The sequence below is a fragment of the Streptococcus panodentis genome (assembly GCF_017884005.1).
Taxonomy (GTDB): Bacteria; Bacillota; Bacilli; order Lactobacillales; family Streptococcaceae; genus Streptococcus; species Streptococcus panodentis.
In genome coordinates this window covers 62,372-74,320 of record NZ_QFAY01000001.1, presented here as the reverse complement: position 1 = coordinate 74,320, position 11,949 = coordinate 62,372, and the positions used below count along the sequence as shown (strand labels likewise).

Annotated in this window: 10 protein-coding genes and 1 pseudogene; all 11 read right to left on the bottom strand. The window is 46.6% G+C overall.

Going from position 1 to position 11,949, the window contains the following annotated elements:
- Positions 1-448 precede the first annotated feature (448 nt).
- Positions 449-688 carry a hypothetical protein gene (locus DHL47_RS13260; protein WP_420853820.1) on the bottom strand — a complete coding sequence of 80 codons (240 nt, stop codon included), beginning with the start codon at positions 686-688 and terminating at the stop codon, positions 449-451.
- Between the two features lie 37 nt (positions 689-725).
- On the bottom strand, positions 726-911 hold the full coding sequence (locus tag DHL47_RS00285) for a hypothetical protein (protein WP_209550489.1): 186 nt from the start codon (positions 909-911) through the stop codon (positions 726-728).
- Between the two features lie 59 nt (positions 912-970).
- Positions 971-1,501 (bottom strand): hypothetical protein, encoded by a 531-nt coding sequence (locus DHL47_RS00280; RefSeq protein ID WP_209550488.1) that lies wholly within the window; start codon positions 1,499-1,501, stop codon positions 971-973.
- Between the two features lies 1 nt (position 1,502).
- Positions 1,503-2,129 (bottom strand): polymorphic toxin type 44 domain-containing protein, encoded by a 627-nt coding sequence (locus DHL47_RS13600; RefSeq protein WP_209550596.1) that lies wholly within the window; start codon positions 2,127-2,129, stop codon positions 1,503-1,505.
- Between the two features lie 356 nt (positions 2,130-2,485).
- Positions 2,486-3,160 (bottom strand): annotated as a pseudogene (locus tag DHL47_RS13595) (hypothetical protein); the annotation flags it as partial.
- A 113-nt stretch (positions 3,161-3,273) separates the two neighbouring features.
- Positions 3,274-3,630 carry a cingulin gene (locus DHL47_RS00265; protein ID WP_209550487.1) on the bottom strand — a complete coding sequence of 119 codons (357 nt, stop codon included), beginning with the start codon at positions 3,628-3,630 and terminating at the stop codon, positions 3,274-3,276.
- A gap of 2 nt (positions 3,631-3,632) precedes the next feature.
- Positions 3,633-3,884, bottom strand: coding sequence for a TIGR04197 family type VII secretion effector (locus DHL47_RS00260; protein ID WP_209550486.1), 252 nt, complete (start codon positions 3,882-3,884; stop codon positions 3,633-3,635).
- A gap of 669 nt (positions 3,885-4,553) precedes the next feature.
- Positions 4,554-6,191, bottom strand: a complete 1,638-nt coding sequence (locus DHL47_RS00255; protein WP_209550485.1) for a hypothetical protein — start codon at positions 6,189-6,191, stop codon at positions 4,554-4,556.
- Positions 6,181-6,924 carry an ABC transporter ATP-binding protein gene (locus DHL47_RS00250; RefSeq protein ID WP_209550484.1) on the bottom strand — a complete coding sequence of 248 codons (744 nt, stop codon included), beginning with the start codon at positions 6,922-6,924 and terminating at the stop codon, positions 6,181-6,183. Before DHL47_RS00250 ends, DHL47_RS00255 begins: the two co-directional genes overlap by 11 nt.
- Positions 6,925-7,087: 163 nt before the next feature.
- Positions 7,088-8,710, bottom strand: coding sequence for a M20/M25/M40 family metallo-hydrolase (locus DHL47_RS00245; RefSeq protein ID WP_209550483.1), 1,623 nt, complete (start codon positions 8,708-8,710; stop codon positions 7,088-7,090).
- 111 nt (positions 8,711-8,821) lie between these two features.
- A complete protein-coding gene (locus DHL47_RS00240; RefSeq protein ID WP_209550482.1) occupies positions 8,822-11,767 on the bottom strand; it encodes a CocE/NonD family hydrolase in 2,946 nt (981 codons plus the stop codon).
- Positions 11,768-11,949 lie beyond the last annotated feature (182 nt).

Sequence of the window (11,949 nt, the reverse complement as noted above, 5' to 3'; positions counted from 1 at the left end):
AAATCAGTTTTGGTGTAATCACCTTTTCTGTTGAGTTTACTTAAACTTTCATTTGAATTTACCCAGTCTAAAATAGAATCTTTACCTGTTATTCTGTCTATTTGTAAATGCTCATTTAGTGAATAGCCAGATTTTCCACTTCCAGATTGTACTTGAAATTTACCACTATGTGGTTCCGAATCAATACGGATTTTTACATTTTTCCCTTTCACACGTGCTTCTATCTGTTTCCCATGAGTAATACTACTCTTTTTATTGGCCTGCCAGTTACTGTGGTTTTGGGCAAAGCTGACATTCAGGCTGGCATTGGCTTCCCAAATCTTGATAATGGCATCATTCTGAATACCTTTTTGATTATTGGGTAATTCTTCATCATCAATTTCTGAATAGTTTCGTTTAAAGAGTTTTTGCTCTTCAACTCCATAAAAATGTCACCGTTTACCTCAAACTAAACTCCTAAACCTAATAATTTCAGCTTATTACTATCATTTTTCTTCAAAATTAACACTGAATAGTATTCCACATCTTGTGTCCGAGGTTTGACTTTCAAACTAATAGACTGACCAGGCTGCAAAGTGTATTTACCAAGGTTTTGTGCCCACAGATAAAACAGAAAACCAGCTGCCAAAACTCCAACAAGTAATGAACTGCAGCCTAGATTCCAATTCGATTGTTTTTTCAAGGTCATTTGTGGTTCTCCTTGTAAGCATCCATGCCATCTTGAATCATTTTCGCATCTCCTGGATTGTCTCCATAATTCCATTGATAATATTATTTATATACTTAATAGCATCTTTATCAGACACCCCTTGAGCTGCTCCAGCTCCTATTTTCAAGTAGTCATCACTAGATTCTAAATACCCTTTGCCAACATAGCCAAAGAGATAATTTCCTAGATAGTCTGAAGACATTTCTTCTTCCCACTGACGCCCCCAAACGGAAAAGGGGGAATCTTCCTTGTAGACTTAATTTATCTATCCACCACCTGGGCTTCAAAGTGAGCTGGTTTGTTGTCTATATTGGTAATGGTGATGGTGTATTTCTCACCGCTTGTAACATTAAATCTTTTCCCGCCTTTATACTGAACGATGAAGCCGTTTTCGCCTATATACATTGAATTGTTGTTAGAGTTTGGAAGCTTTTTATGTTCTATCTTTCCATCAATAAAAACCGTTTCATAAATTTCTGTTTCTTCCACATCATAATGTTCTCTTTTCCCAATCTCGGTCCAAAAGCTCAAACCTGTCAGTTTAAGTTTCCCAGAATCTTTCTTATCTAAAATCAATTCCGAACTAAATTCAACCTGATTCGTATTTGGCGATACTCTTAATTGAACACTTTGACCCGGCTGTAAGGTATACTTGCCGTAGTTTAAAATCGCCTGAACATACCAGACCAAAAACAGGCTATATAACATACCGATAATAATTCTTGAACGCCGGCTCTTAAAACGGCGCAAAAGCAGGATTAAGGAAACAATAAATACAAATAAAGTGAACATATTAATTATTTCCCCCTTTATAAGCATCCGCACCGTCTTGAATTGCCGCAGCATCACCAAAATTATCCCCATACTGACCTTGCAATAGACTTAGACTGTATTTTATATCAGCTCCTACAACAAAATATTTATCAACCTTGAATAAATCAGAGATATGTTGCGCCTTCCCTGCGCCATATTTTAAATAGTCATCGCTCGACTCTAGATACCCTTTGCCAACATAGCCAAAGAGATAATTTCCTAGATAGTCTGAAGACATTTCTTCTTCCCACTGACGCCCCCAAACGGAAAATGGGTATTCATCTCGATAGACTCGGTTTTTAAGGTCCAGAGGCTGATTGGTGTTGACTAATTCTATAAAGGTAGCATTATCCCCCAATTTTGTTCCAATTGGGATAGAAAAATCTGTTACTCCATTGTCTCCTGGGCTCTTCCAGAACTCTCTTCCTTTTTGGATTAACTCTGCTCTCTTCTCATCTTCTATTTTTTTTACGTCCAAGACATGATTGCCTAAATCTTGAGAAAGTTTTTTTATGTTTATACTAGATCCTTGAATATTATTAAAGAATTCATCTTCAATATCTTGAACTTTTTTAATTTTCTTAGGACTTGTCCAATCATCGCCCATCGCCTTCCGCTTTTTCCAATACTCTTCAAAGGCTTCTCTGTTATTGTAAAACAGGTAATCTTCATAAGCTTTAACGATTAAGTCCGCTTTTTCGGTCAAGGTCTTATCGCTCTTTTTGATTTTCTCAACCTTTTCCTGAAGTTTTTCTGGATTAGCTCTATTGGCGGCTTCAGTCTTCAGAGTTTCGTTTACAATTTTAGGCAGTTGAGCTTGAGGGTGGCGACGAGCATAGGATTCCAGAGTTTGCAATTCCTTATCGCTCAGTTCTTTTCCTTTTTCCAGCTTATCTAGAACTTTCTGATAGTCCTTATGAAGCTGTTTGTTTTCTTTAGAAGAATCAATGTTTACACTTTCAACCTTTGCATCTTTCATCTTAGTCACCCAGCTCATATCCACACCGTCGGTGAAGTGGTTGCCACTGCTGTCTACAATGACTTGACTGAGCTGGCTAGCCCCCTGAATAGCCAGCCGCAGGACTTCCAGACTGTCGCTGAAATAATTGGAAACCTGAGCCGCAAACCACTCCAGTTTTTCAATTTTTTTCTTGATTTCTCCGATACCGATATTCAGCTGAGTTTCAAGCTCTGTGAGGGCAGTAGTTTGCGCCAGCAGAGTCCCCAGCTGGCCCGACAAGAGAGCACCGGCCTGGCGGAAGAAATCCTTATCGGCTTTAATCTGCTTGTCAACTGCCGCCAGCTGCTGCTCTCTGATTTTCAGCTCCTCTTTCAGCAGGTCCAAATCCAGCGTTCCATACTCGGCTATCTCTGCATCTGCGCTTTTGTAAGAAGCCAGCTCTGCCTGGATATCATCAATCGCCGCCTGCAGCTTCTTGATAGAAGGGATGATGACATCCTCAAAAAGGCCCTTGCCTGCCGTATAGGCCGCCCCTGCAGTTCCCCTGAATCCAGCGAAGCCATCAGATGGTCGCAGCCTCTGGACAGGCGGTCAGTCACATCGTTGGCCACCTGCAGGTTATTGGTCATGGCCTGGATAAGCTGGGCTGAATCCGCTGCACTGTATCTCACTCCCATGGTAGACTATTCCTTTCACAAGATACAAAGGTCGTTGAAAGAGCAAAGCGAAAATAGGAAAGTCAACAAAGGAGCGACTGCTCCTAGGAGACTTTATCTTTTTCGCACTGCTCTTAGACCGCGTTCAATTCTTTTATTAATTTCTCTCTTTTTTCTTCTAAAGAATTGATGGCCTTGCGGCTGAGCTTGTCCAGTCTGTCAGACTGCTTGTCCACATAGTTCTGCACCTGCTGTCCCTGTGAAAGATTGGCTTCCACAGCGGAACCGATATTCACATACGGACTATAGGGATAGTTCTGCAGCAGAGTGTTCATTTTATCAGTTAAATACTGAAAATCTGTATAAAAATCTTCCAAAGACTTCTCAAATTTTCGCTTGAGCTCCATAAAGTCATCTTCTGTCCGCTCTGCTTTCTGGATTTTCTTGTAGAGTTCATAGCGCTTGTCTTCGCTTTTATCTTTCCGGTACATGCTCAGCCCTCCCAGCGCTTGGCCTCTTCCACATCGCGCTTTTCTATTTTTGCGGCAATTTCTGGGAATTTATTAGCTTGCGTGAGAACAGCCGCACTAAAGTCAGAAACCGTCTGCAGCATCCCGTTGGCCGCCTGACGCCCAGCTTCCATCCCAGAAATCTCAGCCGTATAGGCAAACTCCACCTGCAAATTTTGCGCAGCGCCGGTGTCCAGCCCGACCAGCTCGCTGATCGCCGAGCTAGCTGATATCATATAGTCTTTTAGTTTGCTTTTAGTACTAGGCAACGAGCCGCAGGCTGTACTGGAGTACGGCAAGGTGAGTTAACGACGTAATAAAAGATAAACTAAATGACGATATTGGATTTAATAGTGCCCATCACATACCCCTTTTACAGAATGATTTACCCTTTCATTATATCATAGTTTTTTTAAAAAAAGGGAGTTCATTTTCTGTAGGCTTGTTTCGCAAAGAGGCCTTCAAGGTATACAGCTTTTGCCCCAGCGGACAAAACTGCATCCACTGCTCTAGGACTCAACTGCGCCCTTACTGGCAGACACTTCCTCACGGAAGCTTCATCTGCAGCCTCAAAATCTCCCCCAGAGGTTTTGAGCTAGTTTCGTCAAAAGGCTTTCAGAGTTTACAGCTTTTGTCCTAATGGACAAAACTGCATCCACTGCTCTAGGACTCAACTGCGCCCCTACTGGCAGACACTTCCTCACGGAAGCTTCATCTGCAGCCTCAAAACCTCCCCCAGAGGTTTTGAGCTAGTTTCGTCAAGAGGCTTTCAGAGTTTACAGCTTTTGTCCTAATGGACAAAACTGCATCCACTGCTCTAGGACTCAACTGCGCCCTTAGGGCTGGTTTCGTCAAGAGCAGTAGAAAATCCTCAGAAGGTTTCTTCTCTCTGAGGATTGTTTACTTTAATAGAAGACCGCCAATTCGGTGTTTAATTTTTTCCTGTAATGCCGGTAGCTGAGCAAGGCCAGCAGACCCAGCAGAATGACCAAGGCTGCCGACAGCAGATAAAGGATCAGGGCCGGCAGGCTGAGGGAGAGGAAGAAGAGAATTACAATGGCTATCACCATTCCTATGGTAATCAGCAGAGCCAGCAGGGTCTTAACCATGCTGTTGCCCCGGTTCAGCAATTCTGTGACATTGGACCAGTTGGTCGATAGGTGCTTGTAGTCATAATGATAGCCCCAGGAACTCCAGATCAGACTGGCGAAAAACCAGACTAAGAGCATGGTGATGAGCGTAATGGGGTGCACACCAAGAAATAAACTGACAGCCAGCAGCAAAACAACCGGCAGCACAGACTGGAGGACAAAGAGATACCAAAATTTCAGACGGATGTACTTTTCCAGGTCAAAGGGCAGAACTTTGAGATAGTCAAAGTTTTCCCTTTCCAGTGAAATCCCAATGGCCGTCAGATTATTGCCGCCGGAATTGAGCGTGGCAATGAAAACAGCCAGCAGAATCATCGGCAGCAGAAAACGTGGTGTCAGATAGGAAGCAAGGGAGGGAAGATTTCTCATAACTCCCATGACTATACTGATAATGAAGAGATAGGGAAGAACAGCCGACATCAGAATGGTCTGCATGACGACAGAGCCTTCACTCAAGAGCCGGATATGATAGCGCCAGGCAAATTTCCCTAAATTCTTGGCATCATCAACATTGATGTCTCGCACGCGCTCCTGCTTACCTGCTGCAAAGCCGGTCATCAGGGCTGCTTCGTAAAATTCAGGAATAACCTTGACTTTGACGATGAGAAAAAGAATAGCTGCTGCTGCCAGCCAAGCTGAAATACCGATGAGCGAGGCTGACTCAAATGGACTGATGATAAAATGGTAAAAGGCTTCCATAGGCGGAAAGAAAGAGGCTGGCTTCATATTGGCCGCCATATTTCGGCCGTTCATCTGATTGATGAAGAAATAAAGAATCATGGAAGCAATGGAGACAGCTGCCAAGATGAGATTGGACAGGAGATTCTTATACCGTCTGAAAAAAGCCGTTTTTGTGATAAAGTGCACGGCAATCAGGACCAAAAAAGTCAAAACAGAGCAGAGAATAAGTATAGAAAGCAGAGCCAAGGGAAGGCCCAAGAGAATATTGCCGCCCTGAATGGCCAAAACCAGAAAATAGCTAAACATAGGCAGGAGTGCAATCAGCAGGGTCAGAAGGACTGAAATCCCCTTGCCGACAATAATCTCTGCTTCGCTGAAGGCGTAAGGCCGATAAGACTGCAGGTCCTTGCTTTCATAAAAGACATTGTAGAAAGCCAGAAAACCCTGTGACATAGAAAAGAGAGCAAAGACTGTCACCAGATTGGCAAAAAGACCAGGATTGCCCACCAAATAGTTGACCGCACCCATGAGGCCAAAAAGGAAGAGATAGAGCAGTCCTAAAATCAAATAGGTCCGGATAGCCTGCAGGGAAACATTAATCTTTCTGTCTGGTGTTTTGGCCTGTTTCTTGCGATACTGCTGGAGCTGGTTGGGCTGCACGGCATAGAGAATGTTAATTTCGACTAATTTTTTGACAGCTTTAAGACGCATCTGAGCTCACCTCTTCTCTTCGACCGGCCAAACCTAGATAAATGCTTTCCAGTGATTCTTCTGGATGCTGGCCTTTTAGCTCTGCAATGCTGCCGTAGAAAATGAGAGCACCTTTTTTAAGAATGGCAATTTTATCACAGAGCTGCTCTGCCACTTCCAAGACATGGGTAGAAAAGAGCACCGTATTGCCCTTGTCAGCATGCTGGCGCATCATTTGCTTAAGGTCAAAGGCTGCCTGCGGGTCCAGACCGGTCAGCGGTTCATCCAAAACCCAAATATCCGGATCCGACAGGAGGGCACCGATGACAAAGACCTTTTGCCGCATCCCGTGAGAGAAGGACTCGATGACCTCATAGCGGTGGCTGGCAAAATCAAAGAGATCCAGCAGCTCTGTCAGGCGCGCTTCTGTTTCTGCCGTTGTCATATCATAGGAAGTCGCCACCAGCTCCCAAAATTCATTAGCAGTCAGGCGCAGGAAAAGGTCAGGGGAATCCGCAACATACCCGATTTTTTTCTTGATCTCCAAACGATTGGCAGCCAAGTCCTGGCCGTCAACCAGAATCTGACCGCTGCTGGGGTTGATCACGCTGACCAGAGATTTAATGGTTGTTGACTTGCCGGCACCATTATGGCCGATTAAACCGACAATCTCCCCGCTTTCTAAGACCAGATTCAGCTGATTCAGGGCTACCGTTCCTTCATAAACTTTGGTAACATCTTTAAATTCAATCATAAAAAAGCTCTCCTTTATCTATTCTTGTATAATATAGTATACTATTTTCGCAGCAATTCGTCTTAAAAAAAGTTTATATTCAGTGAAACCAGTCTTTCTGCAAGATTGTGCCCGATTGCAGGCAGCAGACAGGCCCTTGTCCGCACAGCCGCATGCGGAAGGTTCAGCGCTCTGCAAGTCTGATGGCAGCAATATTCTCCAGCAAATAAAGCAAAAAGTTGGGGATGGTCTCCAGCATATCCTTTTCAAAGACACGCTCCGTCAGCTGGTGCAGATCCTTGCCCCAAGGTCCCAGATTGATTCCCGGAACATTGATGGCAGCAATCTTAGGAAAATCAATGCTATAGAGATTCCGCGGCACTGCCATGCTTTCCAGCAGCTGCTCATAATCTGCCAGCGGTTTTTCCAAGGAACAGTAGCTGATGTCGCAAATCCCCATGAAAAACTCTTCTACGTTGAGGCGGCAGCCTGCTGTATCAGCCAAATAGTCTCTGTACAGACTGATTAGCTTTTCTATATCAATCCCGCTCTCTGCCAGCCGCCGGCAGTTGACAGAAGGGTAATAGGGCGGTGCAATGGCTATAATAACCAGCGCTTCCTTGCGGTCGTGGAAATCAAGGATTTTCTGAATATTGCCGATGGTGATTTCCTGATAGGAAGCACCGTTTTTTAAAGACTCCTGTCCTTCCTGCTCTATCTGTGCCAGCACTGCTGCAAAATCAGGCCTGCTCTGGCATTCCTGCAGCAATTCCTGATAGGTCAGGACCCGCGGTTTGGGAATCTCCCAGCTTTCCTGATAGATTTTCTGCAGCTGCAGATGACGTTGATAAAAGTCATCAACGGCTTCCTGACTGAGCCGGCGGATAAGGGTCATCAGCTCCTTGGGACTGCGGTCCAGATAGAGCAGACTGAGAGCGCCGGCGGCCCGCAGCACGGTCGAAACATCATATTGCTCCTTGAGGTCCCGCATGTAGGACCAGGAAGGCAGCGGCGACTGCTCACCGTAAGCAGTGTCCGCTAGGACCGGATTGAGATCCATCTTCTCAACCAGCTTAGCCAAGAGAGAGACAGCACTGATGCCTTTCAGCGGCTCTTTCATATGGGACAGAATGCCCTGTGTGACAAAGACCGGCAAGAGCTTACCCACTGTGCCGATATGGAGGACTTTTTCTTCAGCAGACTCACTTTCAAAAGGCTCCGAATCCACCGCCAATATGTAATGAAGTCCAAAACGCTCCTGCAATTCACAGAGCAGGCTGTTTGCTGCCCGCATGCCCTGAGAGTAGGATTCTTCATCCCCGACAGACAGATAGAGCAGATTGACCTGTCCGGTATCGGCTTCAGCGTATGCTGCCAGCACTCCCAGCTGCAGGGCCAAGGCAGCCTTCATATCACAGGACCCCCGGCCAAACTGCCATTGGTCAGAAGAAAGATCATCCACTACTTCTTCTTTTGGAGACAGATCCGGCAGTTTTTCCTTGAGAGCCTGACTATCAAATGCATAGGCCCTGAGGCTGCCAAAATCTTCAATATCTACTGTATCATGATGGTGAAAGAGAATAACCGTATCGGCGGCATCCCGCTTCACCAGAGCCCAGTTGACACTGCGGCCGTAGACATCATCCGGGATTTGGAAGCGGCCGTATCGGTCTGGATGCTTTTGAAAATAAGGAAGCCGGCTGATTGTCTTCTGGAGAAAGTCTTCAATAGCGCGCTCAGAGCTGGTATGAGTAAAACTTTCAATCGCCATACTCTGGTCAAAAATGTCTTGAATAAACTGTTTCATAATGTTTTCCTTTGATATGTAAGAAAGTCCTATCCAAAAAATCAAAGAGGAAGCATCAAAAGCAGACAGAACTTCCGCTTCATAGAGAAGTTCTGCTGCTTTTGCTGTTTTCTAACCATGTGTTTTCTTTTTAGACAGATTGGACAGGCCGAAGGCTCCTAAAAGCATGGCTGCTCCCAATGCCAGCAAGCCCTTGCTTTCTGAGCTGCCTGTTTGGGGCAGAGCCGCCAAATCCTGCTGTGCTGCCGGCTGCTGGCTGCCTTTCTTCTCATAGTGAGCAGCGTAGTGAACCGTCAGCTGAAGACTAGGGCTCGTTTGGACATCTTGGTCTGCAAAGATATATTCAGGAATCACTGCAACGGCCGGTGCCACCAGCTTAGCTCCTGTGATGTCCGGCAGACTGGCATAATCGCTGTCTGCAGCATTGGCTGCATAGATGGCCTTTTGCAGTCGGGTCGCTTCTGCAATCGGTATGACCGCGCTGATAGAATCGGTCCTGAAGGTCACTTCATAGGGAGAGTCAATCCTCAGATCGCTGGGGTCATAGGTATTCAGTACCAGAGCCAGCTTGTGGCCCTTTTTGACAGTGTAGAGATTGGGCTGCAGATAGACCGTATAGTCGCGGAAAAGACCGTCTGTCGGGTCAATGCTGCTGCGGGAACTGGAGGGCTCATAGCCGGACTCGGGATTGGCCAGATTGATCCAGCCCTTGGCAATGACCTTGTACTTGGTTTTGATTGTGGCAAAGTTTTTAATATCCAGATTGCTCAGACTGCTGCCCTGCCAAAAGGCACCGCTGTCTGTTTGGTCGCTGGCAGAGCCATTTCCGACCACGTCAAATTCCTGATCCGATAGATCCACCAGAAGAGCATTCACCTGCAGATTGCTGCCGCTGCCCTTAGCCAAAGCTGCCTGAAAATGCACTGGAATGAGGCCCTTGATAGTCGTATCTTCTGTCACCTCGCTGATAAAGGTCAGATTGGCTTTGGAGGAGGCTTGACTGACTGCTTCATCCCGCCTGCTGATGTCAATTCCTGCGCCGGCATAATCACTGGAAATTGTTTCCTGCAGCCGTTTGGACTGAGCCGTCAGAATCAGCCGGCCGCTGCTCTTCCAGTCATCGTAGCTGGTCCATTGATTGGGATCGTAGTTGTTTTGTGCTAATACAGCCGGAAGCTCAGTGACCTTGTTTTCGACATCGTAGAGATAATGAGAAAGCCAAGTATTCAGCAGGTCATAGAAATTCTGCTTGTTGGCTGTGATACCGTAGCCGCGGGACATTGCTGCCGGATACACATGGTCGCCCTGATGCAGATAGAGCTTAACATCCTGCCCAGCCTTTTTCAAGGCATCATACATGAGCTCAAACTGCTTGGTTTTGACATTGTCATCATTGAGACCGTGCACCAAAAGAGCGCTGGTTTTCAGTTTTTCCGGACTGAGAGTATAATCCCTCTCCTGCCAAACCTCGCTGTAATTGCGGCCGTGGGCATTCTGGTCCTTATTTAGCTGATTGATGTAATCAGCATATTTATTCCAGACAGTCGCCCAGTCTGCTGCATCCAGGATCCGGGTAGAGACATACAAAGACAGCCAGGACAGATCACTGTAAGGCGGATTGGTATAGGCTGTGCCCTGACTATTGAAATAATCATACCAAGAAGCAATCCCAGCCGCCGGAATAATGGTCTTCAGGCCCTCAACGCCGGTCGCTGCGACACCGAAGGTCGTGGTGCCAGCCCAGGAAAGGCCCGTCATTGCCACCTTGCCATTGGCCCAGTCAGCCTTGATTTCGATATTGCCGGTCTTATCCGTGTAGGCTGTCCGCTGGCCATTGACCCATTCGATAATATTCTTAAAGGCTGCGATTTCTAGGTCAGATCCGGTCGTATTAAAACCTTCAGACCCTCTGGTTCCCAATCCGGCACTGGAAATAAAAGCATAGCCCCGCACCAGAAAATAATCATACCAATTCAAATCTTCATAATCATAAATCCCCTCATAAGGACTGTAATAATACCAGTCTGACGCCTTGGCCCGCTTGGCCGCCTCAACTGTCGTCATAGCGGAAACCGGCTGACGTTTGGCCGGCTGGCTGCGCAGCTGCTTCATATCATAGGAGCCATTGGTCGGCAGGCCCAGACTTTCCAGCGTCACATAGCTTTCATCCAGCGTGCCGGCAACATAAGGGCGGGCTTCCAAAATCGTAGAAGCCTTAAAATCACCATTTGCCGCAGCCTTAGGAAGCTGCACAATGGCCTTGACCAAATCGCGCTGGCCGTCGCCGTCAGTGTCATAATCAGTCTCTACATAAACTGGAAAACGGACAATCTCACTGTCCTCATAGGCATAATCGCTGTCTTCCTTTTGGCCGCTGCTATAAGGGAAAATGGGCTGTGCTCGGCCATTCAGAAAGAGAGGCGCTTTTTTCTCTGCCCGATAGGCGTCATAAAGCTGCTTGGCAAGAGCGTACATCGACTGCAAATCTGCCGTCGGCACACTGGAAGCAGCATCCATCTCCTGCCCAATCATGCCCAGACTTTTAGCGAAGCTGATTCGATCTTGAGCGCTGCTGCCCAGCTGAGAGTCGCTGACTGCCGCCCATTTGAGCAGTTCATCTACAGCATCCTGCACTGTCAGACTCTTGTCAGACAGAGAAGCATCAGCAAGACGGCCGGTATAAGCTGCGAGCTCTTGGCCTGTCGCCGCAGTCAGCAGAGCAGTCGGGGCAGCATTCGCATCCGCCCCAGACCGGTCCTGCCCCTGAGAGAGTTCTCCAGAGGATGCTGTTCTGTCCTCGGCAGTGCCGCCCCCGTCCACTTGGGAAGATTCCTGAGCTGCTGAGACTGCACTGTCTGCTGCTGCCTCCCTGCTTTCTACCGTCAGAACAGCCGGCTGGCTGCTTTGATCAGAGATGGCCGCAGGGCTGACAGCAGTCTGCTCGGCACTGCTGCTATCAGCCTGCAGGACCTCATCCGCCTGCACGGCCTGAGACAAAATAAAAGGTGCAGCCAATAAGCTGGGCAGCATAAAACTGAGCCATTTTTTCTTTTTCATAAGAAGCTCCCTTTCTGTAAATCAGTTTTTTATTACCACTTCATTATAACCTGTAAGCGCTTCAAATTCAATATATTATTCTCATTATTTTGAGAAAAATTGACATAAAAGCAGGATTGCCTCCCAGAACAGCTGACGCAGCCGGCAACATCGCGGCTGGCTTATCTAGTCTTTTAGTTTGC